Origin of the sequence: Paenibacillus sp. FSL F4-0122 (genome assembly GCF_038002845.1) — a bacterium.
Classification (GTDB): Bacteria; Bacillota; Bacilli; order Paenibacillales; family Paenibacillaceae; genus Paenibacillus_AQ; species Paenibacillus_AQ odorifer.
In genome coordinates this window covers 3,366,668-3,384,671 of record NZ_JBBODI010000001.1, presented here as the reverse complement: position 1 = coordinate 3,384,671, position 18,004 = coordinate 3,366,668, and the positions used below count along the sequence as shown (strand labels likewise).

Genomic DNA, 18,004 nt, shown 5'->3' with positions numbered 1-18,004 from the left:
CCTATGACCACACCGGATATTACACTTTGCATGATCATTAAGAACGAGGCAAACCATCTGGAGAAATGCTTATCCTCTGTGTGCGGGCTAGTATCTGAGATTATCATTGCGGATACAGGTTCAGAGGATAACAGTAAAGAAATCGCTCAGAGGTTCGGTGCAAAGATTATCGACATTCCTTGGGAAAATGATTTTACCAAAGCTCGGAATATAAGCCTAGAGTATGCAACTTCTGCTTGGGTTCTGGTGCTGGATGCCGATGAGGCTGTAGATCATTGGAGTGAGAATCTGCTCCAGCCCTTGCTTGGTGCCGAGTATATTCATGGGTATTGGCTGCCCATTATCCACTATGTCGGTGATATACCTGAAGCGGATTTTGTTACAGATCATGTCTGTCGATTATTCAGAAATGACAAAAGAATTATTTTTCGCGGAAGTATTCATGAGGAGATTGCCAGCAGCATTTGGGAGCTTCCAGCGGGGGAGATCGCTTATGCAGATTTGCGTATTTTGCACTACGGATATTTAGAAGATGAATTGATGCGTAAAAATAAATATAACCGCAATTTAGCACTTATCAACAACGGTCTGCGGCTTCAACCGAACCATCTTTTTCTTCGTTATGCGTTAGGGGCAGAGTATTATCAGCAGGGACAATATAAAGAAGCGGCAGAGATCCTCCTTCCGCTGCTCACCTCCACTCCAGCCCCTTCCGGTTATGTCTCAGATATTTACCTTAAGACGGCTTACGCCTTACAACTATGTGGCCGAAAGCAGGAAGCTGAGGAAGTTTTTCGTACGGGGAGCGGTCTTTTTCCCGATTTCACGGATTTATTAGAAAGCTATGCCCTCCTGTTACTGGAACAAGGGAAGCTCAGCTCAGCCAAGCACTACTTGGAGCAAGCACTTCAGAGCGGGAATACAGCACATAAATACCCTTCTTCCTCGGGCAGTGGAACGTATCGAACAGAACTACTAGCCGGGAGAGTGTGTGAGAAGTTATACCAATACCCGGATGCGTGGAGACATTACGAGGCTTCCATACAACATAAGCCTGATTATACCGAAGCGTGGAAAGAACTCGTCCCACTAAGCCTTCTATCTGGAGGGAAGGCACAACTACGAGCATTGACCCACAACCATCTGCACTCTTTATCCCCTGATACTTTGAGTTATCTTCTGCCCGCAGCGCTCAATGCCCGCGATCCGGAATGGCAAGCTGAGCTTTCTACAGCCAGCCAGTTACCCTTATCTGTTCAGGTTGCATTGCAGGCGATTCTGGAAATAAACAATCAACCGGAACATCTTCAGACACTCGCACCGCTTGAACAGCTGCTTCATGATCCTTCCCATCTTTCCAACCGATCCTTTGTACTTGGCTACCTGTGGGCTTTCTCTTGCCGTATTGGAGATACTGAGTCTGCCATGCGCTGGCTTGTCTGTCTATTGCCTTACAGACCGGGGATTTTATCGATCCATCATCTTTTAGCGGGGAATTATAGGCTTAAAGCTGATCTTTCGGATCTCAACTATGCAGCACAATTGCTGCTTCAGACTGGTGCTTGGAATAGTTTATTAGCACTTTATCGGCATTCGCAAGGTTCTTCCTTTCAATGGTCCAGTCTGCCGCAGCCCTTACTTTACGGTTTACTCGAAGCCCCCACCTCCATAAAAAAACAATGGTGCTCTATTTATGTCAGCAAGCCTCCTCAATATCAAACGCCTGCGGACTGTACCGAGTGGCAATTATACGCTGCGATAGCCTACTCCTGCGGAGAGGTGCCCATCCTTCATATAGAAGATGAAGCCGCTTTGCGTAGAGTCGGGGGGGCTACCGCAGCCGTGAGCCTCGCTTATTACAAGCTGCAGCTCGCAGCAGAAGTTTATCCGCAAGGGATACCGTCAGCTCATATCTCTTCTGCGCTGCTTCTGAGATCTGCCAGCCGGACTTAGCCGGTTGGCAGGGCAGATGCGGATTTCAATGCTCCTCTTGCCATTCTACCAGATGGGGCTGCTCATCAAGGATAGATTCGTACTGCTCCAGACTACCCCAGCGCCCCTCTGGATCAAGCTCCAGGTAACGCGAGTATTTTCGCCGAAGCTCCTCAGGGGATATCGCCCAACCATAATGTTTCACACGCAGCTCGGTAAGAAAACCCGGCAATACCGAATAAGAGAGCGGAAGCCTTGGCACATGATGATCCATTTTCGGAAAAAAATAATGAAAGTTCGGCAAATAGCGGACTAGTGTACGGGTATGCTTCGTGTGGATATTCCAATGCTCATCTTCACGGTAATGTGTGGTGCCTCCCCAAAAATCAAATAATCGGAAGGATACCCAGTCATACACATCCTGATCGATGAGTCGCCTCATCTCCCGTTTAGCAGACTCTTCATAGAACTCATCGGCGTCCACAGACAGCAGCCAATCCGGATTCGTAGATACCGCCAGCTCCCACAATGTTTGCCGCAGCTCCCATTCACGGTTAAACAAAGAGCTTTGCAGGGTTACGAGCTTCTTAACTTTGGCAAAAGAGAGACATAACTGAGCCGTATTATCTGTACTACCATCATCCACGATCACAATATCATCCACGAACTCACTTAATTCCTCCAGCACCTGCTCTAAATACCTTCCGGCTTCGTTCCTAACCTGCATTATAGCAGTCAGACGATTGCCAGATGTTTTGCGGAGTGGCCCTCTATGACTACTCATCCTCCACTCTCCTTCTCAATCGTCTTACAGCCTCTTCGAGATCTGCCATCTCTGACAAAAGTGGCCATGCCTGATTGTCTTCCCCTCCTGCATTTAAAAAGCTACGGATGGCCTCGTGCCGCCTGCCATACAGCAAGTGTATGGTGCCTTCCATGGCTTCATCCACATTTTCTTCCTGCTCATGTTGCAGCACTATTGCCTTTTCCCATTGAAAAGTCCGCACATAATTTTGCACCAGCAACGCTTTTGCCTCGGAAGAAGTTAGCGGGCTTAAAATTCTTACCGCCGCTGCCTCATCCTCATTCCGGTGGAACAACTCCGCGCGAACCAATTCATCCTGACCGGAATGGAGCCAGCTCTCCATCCTTTCTACTGCTTGCTTCTCCTCTGCGGTAAATGCTGTAATCGCAAATTGGCGGACTGCCGTTTCCAGATTCCCTGTCTTGGCTTCTATTGCAGAAAAAAACCGGAAGTGTGAAATAAGGCAATCCAAATATTCATACAACACCATTAACTCAAAGGATTGCGCCAGATATCGATTCGCTGTGGAGTCCCCAAGCAAATACAAATAAGATGCTGCCAAATAATGTACAACAGGCTGGCTGGGCAGCTTGGCGCACATTGAGGTATAATAATCAGCCCTAAGCTGTAGTTGAATCCTAAACCAGTCCGTAGCAAGGAGGGGCTCCTCCTGCCATAAGTTCTCAATCGCCTTACTCCACAACATCTCATAATCTGTCAGAAAATAAATCCGCTCGCGCTGAAATACAACTCCATAGGATTCCTGCTGATCCCCGTCGAGATAAATAACACTCTCCCTGCACAAGCTCTGCTCCAGATAGATCCGTTCTGACCGGGTTCCTACTAGATCAGCCTTTGCTCCAAGCAAGCCGCTGTATTTATCCCATAAGACCTTATTTTCTTCTTCCGGACAGCGCTCTAACAAAGCCACTATATATCCTGCTTGCAAAGAAAGAACCTCGGGCAGCCAATAAGGAGAGGAGACCAGAAATGTGTACTCCCTCGCCTTGAGAGTATGAATATCCGCGATCATTACCGGCTTGATCTGGCTGTTAATCTGCTGTTCAAGAGTCATTCTTCCGGCAAAACAAACCTCTTCCCGCTCGGGAAGAAGATCCAACAGTCTTTTATATTCGTATTCCTCCCAGGAGCCTCTGCTCAGAATTAAATATTTCATGAGTGCGCCTCCCTGCCCCTGCTGCTATCTGCCTTCTTCCCCTGCGGTTCGGACAAATCCCCCACATAACCTATAGTTAGTGAAGCTTCAGGGTGAAGCTGCAATTGGTGCGAAGTGGACGCCTTACAGGTAATCACTCCAGGCACATTCCCGCCTTTATGAGCAACTCGCTCTAGCGGAAAAACAATTCCCGAAGGGTCTCCCTTAAGCAAATGCCCCACCTCTTCGTCCATATCCGTAGATAAACTAACGATCAGATCCGCGGAACCTTGGGTGATCGCCTTCACTACCCGTTCAACGTAATATTTCTCATACCTGATAGAGTCTGATAAATACACAGTTATCTCACTCTCAAATAATGCAGATGCATTCTTCAAAGCCCGCAGCCAAGCCTCTTGACCACGAACTGTAATCACTACATCCTGTTCATTTACTGGCAAGCCGGAAGCTGTGTTCATCCAGCTGTCCTTGATCCAGATCCAGCGAATATTCTTGTAGCTCTGCTGCTCCTGTGTAGCTGCCCATTCCTGCGGAAGATGGTCCCCATTCCCATCCTCTTCACAATAAACAATCGCCGTCACTAATGGCGTTGCCAAGGTTACCTTACCGAGTGGAATAACAGGTTGTGTTGATTGTAAGAATCCATTCTGCGGTACAAGATGTTCTTCGTCTTCTAAGACATCTTCCAGCGCCCATTTTGTACTGTACGCCCGCCAGCCATCCGCAAGTGTGGGTCCGTTCAGCCTACTCTGGCCTCTATCAAGTGAATGTATAGCATGAACATACACAGCATCACTTAGCGCCAGCTTAGCTCCAGACTGCCGCGCTCGAAGACACCAATCGGCAATCATAAGAGGCCGCGCATGAAGCGAGGTGTCCAACCCTCCAATACGCTGAAGCAGCTCTTTAGAGAACAGGAGGCAAGAACCCGTTAGTACATCCATCTCTCGCCATTCTCCTTGGTGCCGGCTAAGACTATAGCTCACATGCGCAGCAAACTCATCATAGGTGCCGAAGTGAAGACGTTTCTTCCCTTCCCCTCTTTCGGTTGAAGAGCGAGGGGCAACCACCTTAACAGAAGCGTCATCAAAAGGAACCCACAATAGCTCATTTAGCCAGCCAGGCGATACCATGGTCGAATCTTCAAGTAAAACCGCGAAACTGGTTTCGATCTGTGCCAGAGCCTGGTTAGGCATGTACTCCTCTTTCTCATAAGGAACAAAGAGAATCGACTGCTCCTGTGAGAACTGTCCGGCTAATGTTTCCATAGGAAAATCAGGAGTCATTGCCACAGCAATAATGCGCACAGACTCTCCAGAATGGAGCAGCAGCAAGGGTAAGCAAGCCGCGGCACAATCCGGGCGGCTTAGCTCAACTACAAGGGTGATCCCATCTATACTCGGTAGTGGAAGTAGTCCCGTGCGTTCCAAGAACCCATACCTTCCCGCCAAGCGTTCCACATTCAGAGATTCTTGCGACATTAGGATTCACGCTCCATTTATTAAAGCTGTTCTACCTATAGTCTATGAGCGCTGAAGCGTGATATCCCCTTAATTTCCTCCGCCCGCTCCTTTATCTTCTTCCGTATGGTCTGCACCCGTACTCGCGGGATCAGTTGCCGCTGGAGACGGGTTGTTATCTTTCTGACTGTTGCTGGAGGTATCCTTACCCTGATCCACTGCTCCACTCTTATCCCCACCTACAGCTGGAGCAGGAATAGCAATTCCCGGAGCACTGCTGCCGTTCGCCCCCACAGGTTGACCTTGATTATCGTAGTAATACATAGGTACATCTCCAACAACCATCAGATAAGACACAGGAATTTCTGTATCCACTACCTGCGGCTCCATATCAAAAGGAATGACGACTGCAACCTCTGTCACAATATGAATATATACCTCGACCAGAATCATATTGATCCCAGCGTTTTGCTGGCGAGTACTGAGTTCAACCTTAACCGCACCTTGTGGTTCAATCTTGATCGGAATGTCGGGTCCATAAGAAGCGATAAGGGGACTGCCCAGCGCCTGCCCCAGCGGAATATATTCTGTTCGATTATGCAATTCCTGCAGCGTAGACTGAATGACCTGTGCCGCTTGCGAAGTAATACGCATATGCTCCGCGTAGTTGAGCATGAACCCTGATATTTTCCCGTTCTTATCCGTCTTCCAATCAATTAGCTCTTCCGCATTCCCTCCATTCGCAACCTGAGAGGTAATCGCCTTATTAATCGATTCCGTAGCGATTTGCTTCACACGTATTTGTGCTAAATGCAGGATGGGCGGCTTCATATGCAGCTCCACATAGCGAAGTGACTGCAGCACCAGCACAAGTATTACTAAAGATGCTATCAGCCAAAATTTGCGTCGGCTTCTTGGCTTATGTGTTTTTCCGCCTGCAACCGTTACCTTACTCTCTGGCCGGCTGGATAACCTAAAGCGGCCTTTGCTACGTTTGGCTTCAAAGCGCGTACGCTGCGGCCTAACCGCTGCCCGGCTGGGTTTTGACTTGAATGCGGAGCTTCTTGCTGAGAATCTCCGATTCGTGTCCCCATTTATTTTTGGCAGCCGAAAATGGCCTAGATCAGGTATTCTCAGCCTTCGGTTCCCCCATTTTTTCAATCTGCCCATTGCAATAGTCCCTCCCGCCTTACGCAGAGGTCAAGCCACCTCCACTTAATTTAAGGTATTCGCTAAGAGGGCAAAAAAGAAGAACGTTCCCTCCGGCAAACTACGCCTGAAGAAACGTTCTTCATCCTTTAGATCATCAACTGGGAATATGATATTAGTGCATTCTGCTCCGCTTATCCTCCTGCAAATGGTCCCAATGACGCCGAATAAAGATGCCAATGAGAATAGCAATAAACACCGCATACCAGGTAAGATAACCATTCCATTCTTCACGCGGAACAATTAAAGTTGATCCAATCGTACCGAATAACCATATATAAGATAAATTACCAAGCACGGTTCCCCATATAAAGGATGAGGCTTTAATCGGTGAAACAGCAGACATGAAATTGATTACATTGTTCGGAATAATCGGAATCGTACGCAATAGTACCAGCGTCCAAATCCCGTATCGATCCAAGTAACGTTGCCATTTATCATAGCGCTTCAGTTTGGTTCTCCATTTTCGGTCAAACCAGTTATACAGATATCTCCGAATAAGAAAATACATCAGTATTCCGCCTAGATTGCAGGCCAGCCAACTGATCAGCATGCCTCCAATTACGTTAAAAACAGAGACATGCAGCACGATCAAAATTACGAATGGAAAAAATCCTAATATACTCTGCAAAAGTGCGAGCGGGATGGTCACGAATAAAATAGATGGCCCGCTAAGGCCCAGCGTTTGCAGCAGCCAATCAATCCAGGTATTTATGGTCTCTGTCATGAAGCAGTCTCCTCTCTTGACTCCTTGCAGCAGCTGCCTCCTGATTTACTTTGACAAAGCATAAGTCTAAGTGTGTAAACTAGGTATCCATTCTTATTGAAATATAAGCACAGTACATTAAGAGCTTGTAATACTTTGCTTATATTCCCAAGAAAAACACCCCTTACGGGGTGTTTTATTGAATGAGCTTGCTTATGAAGTGTAATGTGTAAAGAACAGTAGTTAGCGTACAAGTTACATTTTTGTTTCCATTTATTCTTCACATCATAACACAGTTTTTAATTTACTTACAATTCTATACCTGCAACCCAAGCATTCACTTTATCCGGATTGCTCTCAACCCAAGTTTTAGCGGCTTCTTCTGGTGACTTACCACCCTGAACCTCAATCATTACTTTAGCCATATCTTCCGCTGTCCATTCGAATTGATCCAGGAATTTGTAGACATTCGGCATGTCATCTTTCAGACCTTGGCGGACCATCGTGTGGATCTGTTCGTCCGCACCATAAACCCCTTTTGGATCTTCCAGATACTTCAGATCCATATTGGCGAACATCCAGTGTGGTGTCCAACCTGTAACAACGATTGGCTCGTTGTTGTCATAAGCCTTTTGCAGTTCCTGAGCCATCGCTGCAGATGAGCTTTCAAGAAGTGTGTAATCGCTAAGATCATATTCCGCAATAGCCTTTTCTGTGGTTGTCATAATGCCAGCACCTGGCTCAATGCCGATAATGCGATTGTTCAGCTTTGCTGCCATATCACTGTTCTTCAAGTCTTCAATAGAATTAATATCCATATAGGCTGGAACAGCCAAGCCAACCTTAGTTCCGTTTAGATTCGCACCCAAATCTTCAATTTTTGCACCATACTTTTCTAGATAAGCCGCATGGGTGCTTGGCAGCCAAGCTGCAACCATTCCATCCGCACTACCGTCTGCAACCCCAGCCCACATTGGGCCAGCATCTACCTGCAGCATTTCAACGGTAGCTCCAAGCTTAGTTTCAAGTACTTCCTTTACTACATAAGTACTCGCAATTTCCGAATCCCATGCTACATATGCTAATTTTACCTTCTCTTTACTTGATGAAGAACATCCAGCAATAACAGCAATCATCATAATAACTAACAGGAATACCCCTATATTTTTCTTCTTCATTTATTTAAAACTCCTATCTTTGTTTTGGTTTTAGTGCGTTCTGTGTCAAACGGTCCAGCAGAATGGCAATAATAACGATCGCAATCCCTGCTTCGAATCCGTCTCCTGTCTTAGCCTGTGATACCGCACGGTATACATAGGCACCCACGCCCTGTGCACCAATCATCGATGAGATAACAACCATTGACAGTGACAACATAATTGTCTGGTTCACACCTGCCATAATTGTTGGTAAAGCGATTGGAAGCTGCAATTTAACTAATTTCTGAGTAGGTGTCGATCCGAAAGCATCTGCTGCCTCCACCAGTTCCTCCGAAACCTGACGAATTCCGAGATTGGTCAAGCGAATCGTTGGCGGAATTGCAAAAATAATCGAAGCTATAACCCCTGGAACTACGCCCAGTGAGAAAAAGGATACCGCTGGCAATAAATATACAAAAGCCGGCATCGTCTGCATAAAGTCCAAAATAGGCGTAACTATATTTCTAACGGTATTTCTCTGCGCACATAAAATACCAATCGGCACACCAATTACTACAGCCAATATCGAGGCGGTTAGAACAAGGGCCAAGGACTGCATAGAAGGTCCCCATAATCCAAGATTATCAATCAGAAGCAGCCCAATGACCGCAAATAGTGCCATGCGCCATTTACCGATCCAATAAGACAAAGCTGCAATAATCACGATAAGTACTAGTGCTGGCAGGAAGGTAAGTGCATTTTCAATGCCAGCCACCATACCACCGATAATCGAATGGATGAAGTCAAACAGGGGCCCACAATAAGTCGTCAGCCAATTTTCCAACCACTCGAGTGCCTTTCCCAAAGGCAGTTTAGGAATGTCCATTATAATCCTCCTTCCGGTACCGCGTTGCCGGCGAGTGCGGAAAGAACGGCTCCTTTAATCACAATACCCTTCAATTTATCCGCTTCATCTACGACGGCTACAGGCAAATGTGTCTCAGATATTAATTCAAAGAAATCATTGAGTAGCGTTTCCGGTTGTACACGTGGGATTTCTCTCCGCGTTACTTCCAGAATAGATTTATTATCATTCAGTGCCTTAAGGGCATCCTCAGCTGTAATAACACCCAGAAGCTTATTTTCCTTGTCCACTACATATAGACTGAATATACCACTGTCACGCATTAATTGAAGCGCTACCCGAGGCCCGCGTTCAGGTCTGACTGTTTCCGGCTGACGCATTACATGAGCTGCAGTCAACACCTTGGACAAGTCCACATCCTCCACGAATCGCTCTACATATTTATTGGCAGGTTGGATGAGGATTTCTTCCGGTGTACCAATTTGCACAATGACTCCGTCCTTCATCAGTGCGATCCGATCTCCAATCCGCAAAGCTTCGTCTAGATCATGAGTGATGAACACGATGGTTTTCTTCACTCTGGCCTGTAATTCCAGCAGCTCTTGCTGCATGTCTTTACGAATAAGCGGATCCAGTGCACTAAATGCCTCATCCATAAGCAGGATATCCGGGTCGTTGGCAAGGCCCCGTGCCAGTCCAACACGCTGCTGCATCCCTCCACTGAGTTGATCAGGACGATGATTCTCCCAACCTTTCAGACCTACCAGATGCAAAGCTTCCGTTGCCAGTTCAGTTCTTTTCTTTTTATCTACGCCCTGAACTTCAAGTCCGTATGCTGCATTCTCCAGTACGCTTCGATGTGGAAATAATGCGAACTTCTGAAACACCATACCGATGTTCTTCCGTCTGAATTGGCGCAGCTGCTCCGGATTCATTTTCACAACATCTTTCCCTTTAAAAAGAACTTGCCCCCCTGTAGGCTCAATCAAGCGGTTCAACAAACGAACCAGCGTCGACTTACCGCTGCCGGACAAACCCATAATGACGAATATTTCTCCTTCTTCAATGCTGAATTCGGCTTTGTTGACTCCGACTGTCAACTTCAATTCCTGAGCAATTTTTTCCTTCGACATCCCTTGCTCTAATAAAGGAATCGCGCGTCCCGCATCATGACCGAATACTTTGGTTAGTTGTTTCACCTCTATAATAGCCATGCCGTCCTCCTTCTCCCGAAATGTTATCCGGGTTTAGTTCACTTATAGTAGTTTACCGGACTATTGAAAATTCATGCAAACACCATATACGGATAAAATTTAGTGTACAGTTTTAACTTTACGAACTTTATGTATGGAATACTCTGTTTTACGCCAAATTCCTTTCTTCATGAATTCTTTACTTATGGAGGGGGATTTGATTACAATACATTGTATAAGGTTGCAGTCTATCGACCTATTCCTCAGGAGGGACATCATGAACGATTTAGAAGGGCTTACGCCCGAACAAATAGAGAAGATTAGTAAAGCCCGTGAACGTGTGATCGATTCTATCGGCAAAAACATGGATCTGTATGGCATTACCTTGTCTATTGGACATTTATACGGTTATATGTACTTCAATCAAGGTCCAGTGACACTGGATGAGCTCAGCAAAACAATGGGAATGAGTAAAACGTCCATGAGTACGGGAGTCCGTACCCTTCTAGATCTGAAAATGATCGACAAAGTATGGGGGAGAGGGACGCGCAAAGACTTGTTCACCACTGTGCCTGACTGGCATCAGAACTTCAGTGATTACTTCTCTATTAAATGGAGAAAAGCCGTCGAAGGTAATATGATCTCACTAGCGAAATCACTTGCAGAAATTAACGATATGAAAAAAGAGTATAGTGACGATAGTAAACTTATGCAGCTCTTAAATACAGATGAAGAAAAAATAACTGAATCCATTAACTACTACCGCTGGTTGCTGAAACTAATAGAATCTTTTGAGAGTGGCAAAATTTTTGAATTTATCCCTAAAGAAACTTAAATCTAACCCACAAAAAAAACACACAAAAAAAACGACAGTGCTCCTGTAAAAAGGAAAACACTGCCGTTTTTTTCGTTTACCCTTCGATCAAGCTTACATCATCCAAATAAATTGTACTGCCCATGCTAATTTCACTATTCGTCTCCGTACCGTTCCCATCTATAAGCCCTAGCAAAAACACCAGATGAACACCTGCGTCTGTTGCCCCATTCATCGTAAATGTGTAGCTGTATTCGTCCATATTTTGGGTCAAGGCTACAAGCTCAGCTTCCATATATTTGGTGTAATCCCCGCCTTTATGCTCCACAGCTACCTGAATATTGCGGTTTACTGTAGAACGAGCTTTAAACTTCAAGGTGTACGTTTTTCCCTGAACAAGCTTCAGATTTTCGTAATCCACCTGTGCGCTAAAAGGGGCTTGCCCGGTACCTGTTAAGTTGATAGCAAATTCCCCCTCTTGAACAGAGGCAGATCCGATTCCGTCAAAATACTGGCTCCAGCCCGTTGCATCTACATCGAAGGTTCCATTATCCAGCGTACCGCTTGGCGGTATTACTGGTGGACCCCCTTGTACCTCCCTGACCACAATATCGTCAAAAGAAATCGTATGCGGCGTACTGTTAGCCGCAGGATCAGCGCCCAGCGTTTTGCCGATCAGATAATTAAGCTTCAGCGGATTGCTGTTCGACACCGTAAATTGTGCTGTATAAGTAGCCCAATCCGCATGAATATCAAACTTAGCTTGTGCGGAAGCAGCTGAAGTATTGGAGTATTCTAACACAATTTGCCGCGGAACCGTTGATTTCGCCTTGAAGCTCACCTCATACGTTTTTCCGCCCTCCAGTGGAATACCCTCTTGGAAAAATTGTGTATGCCACGCTTCCCATCCGGCCGACGTAATCAGGATTTCAGCTACGCCATCCTTCACATTAAACGCGGAGACGCCACCTTCTCCGGACCAGGTAGTCCAGCCCGTCTTATCGCTGCCAAACGAACCATTGATGACTAGATTGTTATCATTAGCTAGAATAGTCTGCGTGACTGTTGCAGTAACATAATGTTCAGCCTCAACAGTAATGGTATAACTTCCTTCTACCGGAAATACTGCTGCTTCAATTGTGATTTTTCCCGGTTCAATAGTGTACTGCTCTGCATTAAGTATTGTACCGTTAACCTTTACCGCCATGATTTGATTCCGCCAATTTGCATTGTCGATAAAAGTAAGCTCAATCGGCTGCGAAACTCTGTTATTGCTGCTGTCGCTTAGCAGCTCCTGCGGTTTGGCCGGTGCATTTTTGATCTCAAATTTCACATTGTCAATGATAATATCATGGTTTTGAGGAATACTAATCCCCTCAACCTTCCCAAGCAGGAATTTTAGAGACAATGTATCCTTGCTTCCTTGCCGGAATTCGAATCTGTAATGATTCGTCTCCGGCGTTACCTCCACAATATTGCTGAACGAGGCCTGATACGTACCATTTTCTACGTTCACCCCGATTTTGCGGATTACGGTTGAACTGGCGTCAAATTCAACCACATAATCCATTCCAGCAGCAGCTTTCAAGTTGTTCTGAAACAACATTACAGAATACGCCTGACTGCCGGTATTCGTAATGCTAAATTTCGCTGCTCCATCTGCAACCGTAGCGCTGCTCTGACCACCCTGCTCTGTCAACAGGCGGTCCCAGGCGCTAAACCCAAAGTTAAATTCACCATTCAAGAGTGGGTAGTATATTAGCGATGGATCAAAATAGAAGCTAGTACGCAGCATCTGGAAATTATCCAGAATGACTGTATCCGCAGCACCGTTTAACAGTAATACGAATTGTCCTTCATGATCGGTTGCACCTGCAAGATTGATAAAGGTAGCTTTAATTTTTTGCTCACCTTCGCTTAAGTTAACCGGTTGTTCTGCCTGTACACTGCCGTCTTTCCCTAGTAGTTGAACCCTTCCTGTGCGTGCAGAGGAGACTGAAGCATTGAACGTAACCTCATAGTCCTGCCCTTGAATGAGCTGAATTCCCTTCTGAAGTAACCGAACCTCACCATTTTCACTGCCGCCAATCTGCAGCTTTAACTGGCCATTGTCATTAACGCTTGATTCTACCATGGCACCACCAGTTGCTTCCGTATGCCAATAACTCATCCGATTGGGTTCCCCAATATCGAAAGTACCATTGTACAGATGATTACCGTTGGCCAGCGGTTCCTTCACACTATCATGCGGGAATTGAATATTCTCAATCTCTTCTAATCTGACATTACCAAACCATACCGGTGAAGTATTGGTACCCACGTTGAACTCGACGCGTGCAGCAATATCTGAGTTTTCCTTCATTTGAAACATCGTCTCGTAATGGGTCATCGCTGAAGTTAGATCTACCTTAAGCGATGGAGAATACGCTGCAAATCCACGAGATTCTCCACCTGTTAACCGGACGCTCATACTGCGGGACATATCGGTTTTGGCATCGAAGCTGAGTTTATAGAACCTGCCTTTAGCTATAGATACGATAGCTTGGGGTTGAATCGAATAAAAATTGCCGCCACCACTGCTGATATCTACCTTCACATAATTGCGCTCCCCAATAGGAACGGTAGAAACCGTAGCTTCAGCCCCTGCTTCTTTATAAAGTACCCAATGTGCGGTATTCGGGATTCCCATACCGTCATCCCCCGGCACCTGCTCCGAATAATTGTTGTTATAGACCATGTTGCCGTCTGCCAGTGCAAGCTTGGAGCCTTCTGGATAGGCTTCCTTCTCCAGTGTAACTGGAATAGGCTCGCGGTACTCACGACCTGTCAGCTCATAGACTCTAACGTAATCGATCTCCATCGATTTTGGAAATACGGTTTCGCTAGTCGGATCACCATCAAAGTTACCGCCTACGGCCAGATTCATCAGCAAGTGGAACTTCTGATTAAACGGCGCTGGATACACATTATTGGCAGGCTGCCCATTGCTGATGCTATACCAGTCATTTTTGGTCGAATATAATTCACCATCCACATACCAGCGAATTTCGCCCGGCTCCCACTCAATAGAGTACGTATGGAACTGCTCAATCGTAGCGTTATCCGGAAATACATACTCTTTGCCGGAGTATACATTGTTCGGCGCCATACCGCCGTAATGAATCGTCCCCGCTACCGTGTTTGGACGACTGCCCCAGCCTTCCATAATATCAAGCTCACCGGAAGCAGCCCAAGTCCCGTACACATCGTTCTCCGGCAGCATCCAGATCGCCGGCCAGTACCCTTTTCCAGTAGGTGCTTTGGCCCGAATTTCAAATTTTCCATATTTTTTACTAAACAACCCTTTAGTCTTAATCCGTGTAGAAGTATATTGTTTGCCAGCTTTTTCTTCTTTGTGGGCCGTAATGATCAGGTTACCGTCCTGTTCCTTTACATTCTTCTCATCGTTGGTATACCACTGCTTCTCATTGTTTCCCCAACCTGGATTGTTGTATTGCGAACCATCTCCAAGGTCATAGGTCCACTTTGTAGCATCAATGTCTCCATCATCAAACTCATCCCCCCACACCAGTGTCCACGGATCAGTGGTCGGTGTTGGTGTGGCTGTTGGTGTTGGTGTTGGTGTCGGTGTTTCGGTTGGTGTTGGCGTCGCTGTTGGTGTCGGTGTTTCGGTTGGTGTTGGTGTCGCTGTTGGTGTCGGTGTTTCGGTTGGTGTTGGCGTTGCTGTTGGTGTCGGTGTTTCGGTTGGTGTTGGCGTTGCTGTTGGTGTCGGTGTTTCGGTTGGTGTTGGCGTTGCTGTTGGTGTCGGTGTTTCGGTTGGTGTTGGCGTTGCTGTAGGTGCCGCCGTTGCTTCAGGTGTGGCGCTTGGCGTCGTTATTGGACCTACATTCCCCGAACTGCTTGGCGCTGAGCTTGCTATTGGCAATGTTGTTTTGCCAGTGTTTCCTTTTTTCATTGCTACACCGCCAATCGTCACTCCATCGGCTTTGTTATCTATTGTGGTTACGCTTCCGCTGCCTTGAATTGCTGTAGCTCCAGCGCTCGCAGATAGGATTAGTGCCGCCACTTGTGAATTATTCTCCAATGTTAAATGGGTCGGACTTCCCAGAGTAAGGCTGCCGACAGTTCCAAGGATTCTTAACAAAGAACCGCTGACTGCTGAGTCTGCCGAACGAACCGCTCCAAATGTTCCGCGAAGCGAAATATTGTGAGGAACGACATCCATCTCAACATCCCCAAACCCTGCCCCGGTAAGATCGCTGCTTTCTTCCAAGATTGACCCAGATAGCAGCTGCACAGTACCCACAGCTGTCGACCCGCTGGCATAAATCCGAACCTTACCATTAGGCTTGGCTACTTGAAGCAGTCCAAGAGAAGTATGGTGTAAGCCGATACTTTGCTCGCCGCCTCCCCGTACAAAAGTAGTCCCTGTTACCTTTACACCTTCAAGCTTTGCATTCCCTTCAGCTATCCCCTCGGTTAGATAAAGATTACCTTGGATGACCGTGTCTTTAAGAATCACATCAGCCCGATTAATGACTACATTGCCCTTTACTGTTCCTAGTGAAGTCTCTCCTGATTTCAGGAGGAGTCCCGAAACCATTCGATCAGCCAACTGAGCTAACTCTGCACGGGTGATCCCACCATCAGGCTTAAACAAACCTCCAGGATAACCTTTTACATAACCTGCACTCGATAGAACGGCTATTGCTTTTGCGGTTTCATCGCTGACTCCGTTCAGATCGGTGAATGCTGCTGTACTGCTTTTGTCTGCATTGAAACGAAACACTTTCTCCAATGCTAACGCTGCCTCCGCGCGCGAAAGTGCTTTTGAAGGATAAATATTGTTCTTCTGATCACTGCTTAAATAACCAGCTGCAATCCCTTTGGCTATATCATTTTTATACCAGTCTGTGGTCTGGACATCAGCGGGAACCTTATCCGATTGCTCCTGATAATTAAATATACGATTCATAATAGCTGCGAATTCTGCCTTCGTGACTTCCTTACCCGGACGAAACGACCCGTCGTCATATCCGCTTATGATCCCATTTGTGCTCCAACGCTGTAATGGGCCTGCGGCCCAATGATTTGGAGATACATCGGTAAACGCTTTCAATCCATTGATTGGTTCATTTTCCACTTTCGTTGCCGCTGAATCAGGTGAGTTTTCCTTTAACGCCTCTGCCGCTGAAGCATTCATGCTCCCAACCGGTGATAGCAGCCCGGTGACAAGGAGCATAGCAGCAAGTGCTGCTGTGAAATTCCTTTTCATCCTAAACATCACTCCTCGAATTTCGTAATATTCGTAATTCAAGCGAAAAATCGAAATCGGTTTCGACAATGCTATTGTTGCTTAGTTTTCTATTTTTGTAAAGATGTAATTTTGAATTTTTTTACATAGATTATTTTGGAGTAAATCTGCATAGTGAAATATATATTTGACTTGTTTCGGCAATAATAATAGACTGAAAATAATTGAATTTTCATTCACCCTATTCATAATAACTCGCAAATAACCGCTCTAGAACAGTCTTTTTCTCAAATTTCAACGATTTAGCGGAGGGTGGCATTATTAACTATGAATATCAAAATGATTGCCGAAATGGCCGGCGTTTCTGTCTCGACTGTTTCGAAAATTATGAACAATTACAGTGATGTTTCCGAAAAGACCAAGCAAAGAGTTTTGGAAATCATCGAACAAACCGGATATTCACCTTCCAACTCCGCCAAGACACTCGCAACTAAGAAGTCGAATCTGATCGGGGTTATTTTTGCTGGCGAGCTTAATGTCGAATTTACACATCCCTTTTTCGTAGAAGTGCTAAATTCTTTTAAAAAGCAGATGGGCGTTCTGGGCTACGATCTCATTTTCTTTTCCAACGAGAAATTCATCAGCAGCGGCGATTATTTCGCTCGATCTGTTCATTTTAATGTGGATGGATGTGTCATTATTTCCGGGCAAAAGATGGAGCCTACCATCCGCGATCTGGATATGAGCAGTATTCCTTGTATCGGGGTCGACCTTGAGCTAAAGGGCAAAAAATCCGGCTTTGTGATGTCAGATAACTTTCAGGTTTCTTCCAAGGTCGTGGAGCATTTTTATCTGCTTGGCTATAGAGAACTTGGATTTATCGGAAGTGCAGCGGATTCAGATATTTCTAACCTGCGGGAATCCGGATATGTCAAAGCTATTGAAAGCTTCGGCCTCACTTTGAACCGTCAGTGGTTTGTTCATGGCGACGATTTCTTTGAGCCCAGCGGTTATACGGCTATGCAGCAATTAATTCAAGCCGGAAATTTACCAAAAGCCATTTTTGCGGCTTCTGATTTGCTGGCTCTGGGAGCCATCCGGGCTTTGAAAGAACACGGTCTCAGCGTGCCTGAAGATATTGCCATTATCGGATGTGACGACATTGAAGCCTGTAAATATACCAGTCCAAAACTGTCGACCATCCGCCAGAACAAAGAACGGCTTGGCATCCTCGCTGCCCATATGCTCTATGACTTGATTAACAATCAGTCTGGCGGTGGATCATTTGTAGTGGAGCCTGTGCTTATTGTGCGTGAATCCTGTGGCAGTCAATTAAATACTTAGTTAATCAACAAAAAAAGACAACTTATGTAAGCGGGTTTCCGCAAACGGCGTTGTCTTTTTATTGATTATCGAAAATGTTTCGTTATCTATCTTCATTGGTCTCTAG

At 46.0% G+C, this 18,004-nt stretch carries 12 protein-coding genes; 3 read left to right on the top strand and 9 right to left on the bottom strand.

Going from position 1 to position 18,004, the window contains the following annotated elements; all coding sequences use genetic code 11:
• Positions 1-3: 3 nt before the first annotated feature.
• On the top strand, positions 4-1,953 hold the full coding sequence (locus MHH49_RS14610; RefSeq protein WP_076274248.1) for a tetratricopeptide repeat-containing glycosyltransferase family 2 protein: 1,950 nt from the start codon (positions 4-6) through the stop codon (positions 1,951-1,953).
• Between the two features lie 25 nt (positions 1,954-1,978).
• Here MHH49_RS14610 and MHH49_RS14605 read toward each other — a convergent pair whose 3' ends face one another.
• The 8 genes from MHH49_RS14605 to MHH49_RS14570 all read right to left on the bottom strand — a co-directional run bounded on the left by MHH49_RS14605 (position 1,979) and on the right by MHH49_RS14570 (position 10,507).
• Positions 1,979-2,716, bottom strand: a complete 738-nt coding sequence (locus MHH49_RS14605) for a glycosyltransferase (protein WP_076105323.1) — start codon at positions 2,714-2,716, stop codon at positions 1,979-1,981.
• Positions 2,709-3,914, bottom strand: a complete 1,206-nt coding sequence (locus tag MHH49_RS14600) for a hypothetical protein (protein WP_076224556.1) — start codon at positions 3,912-3,914, stop codon at positions 2,709-2,711. Before MHH49_RS14600 ends, MHH49_RS14605 begins: the two co-directional genes overlap by 8 nt.
• A complete protein-coding gene (locus tag MHH49_RS14595; RefSeq protein WP_341138218.1) occupies positions 3,911-5,395 on the bottom strand; it encodes a hypothetical protein in 1,485 nt (494 codons plus the stop codon). The genes MHH49_RS14600 and MHH49_RS14595 overlap by 4 nt, the downstream gene beginning before the upstream one ends.
• Positions 5,396-5,464: 69 nt before the next feature.
• Positions 5,465-6,544, bottom strand: a complete 1,080-nt coding sequence (yunB, locus tag MHH49_RS14590; protein ID WP_076141798.1) for a sporulation protein YunB — start codon at positions 6,542-6,544, stop codon at positions 5,465-5,467.
• A 154-nt stretch (positions 6,545-6,698) separates the two neighbouring features.
• A complete protein-coding gene (locus MHH49_RS14585; protein ID WP_036685356.1) occupies positions 6,699-7,310 on the bottom strand; it encodes a TVP38/TMEM64 family protein in 612 nt (203 codons plus the stop codon).
• A gap of 287 nt (positions 7,311-7,597) precedes the next feature.
• Positions 7,598-8,467 carry a glycine betaine ABC transporter substrate-binding protein gene (locus MHH49_RS14580; protein ID WP_038573223.1) on the bottom strand — a complete coding sequence of 290 codons (870 nt, stop codon included), beginning with the start codon at positions 8,465-8,467 and terminating at the stop codon, positions 7,598-7,600.
• A gap of 13 nt (positions 8,468-8,480) precedes the next feature.
• Complete coding sequence (locus MHH49_RS14575; RefSeq protein ID WP_036685360.1) at positions 8,481-9,314, bottom strand: ABC transporter permease; 834 nt, start codon at positions 9,312-9,314, stop codon at positions 8,481-8,483.
• On the bottom strand, positions 9,314-10,507 hold the full coding sequence (locus MHH49_RS14570; RefSeq protein ID WP_036685362.1) for a quaternary amine ABC transporter ATP-binding protein: 1,194 nt from the start codon (positions 10,505-10,507) through the stop codon (positions 9,314-9,316). The genes MHH49_RS14575 and MHH49_RS14570 overlap by 1 nt, the downstream gene beginning before the upstream one ends.
• A gap of 256 nt (positions 10,508-10,763) precedes the next feature.
• Here MHH49_RS14570 and MHH49_RS14565 point away from each other — a divergent pair, with 256 nt between their 5' ends.
• Positions 10,764-11,321: a GbsR/MarR family transcriptional regulator gene (locus MHH49_RS14565; RefSeq protein ID WP_036685364.1), complete on the top strand. Its 558-nt coding sequence runs from the start codon at positions 10,764-10,766 to the stop codon at positions 11,319-11,321.
• Between the two features lie 76 nt (positions 11,322-11,397).
• On the opposite strand, the gene MHH49_RS14560 is transcribed toward MHH49_RS14565, so the two are convergent.
• Positions 11,398-16,575 carry a carbohydrate binding domain-containing protein gene (locus MHH49_RS14560; protein ID WP_341138217.1) on the bottom strand — a complete coding sequence of 1,726 codons (5,178 nt, stop codon included), beginning with the start codon at positions 16,573-16,575 and terminating at the stop codon, positions 11,398-11,400.
• A 306-nt stretch (positions 16,576-16,881) separates the two neighbouring features.
• On the opposite strand from MHH49_RS14560, the gene MHH49_RS14555 reads away from it, so the two are divergent.
• The gene (locus tag MHH49_RS14555; RefSeq protein ID WP_036685366.1) at positions 16,882-17,898 is read left to right on the top strand and encodes a LacI family DNA-binding transcriptional regulator; all 1,017 of its coding nucleotides are present in this window, start codon (positions 16,882-16,884) and stop codon (positions 17,896-17,898) included.
• Positions 17,899-18,004: the final 106 nt, after the last annotated feature.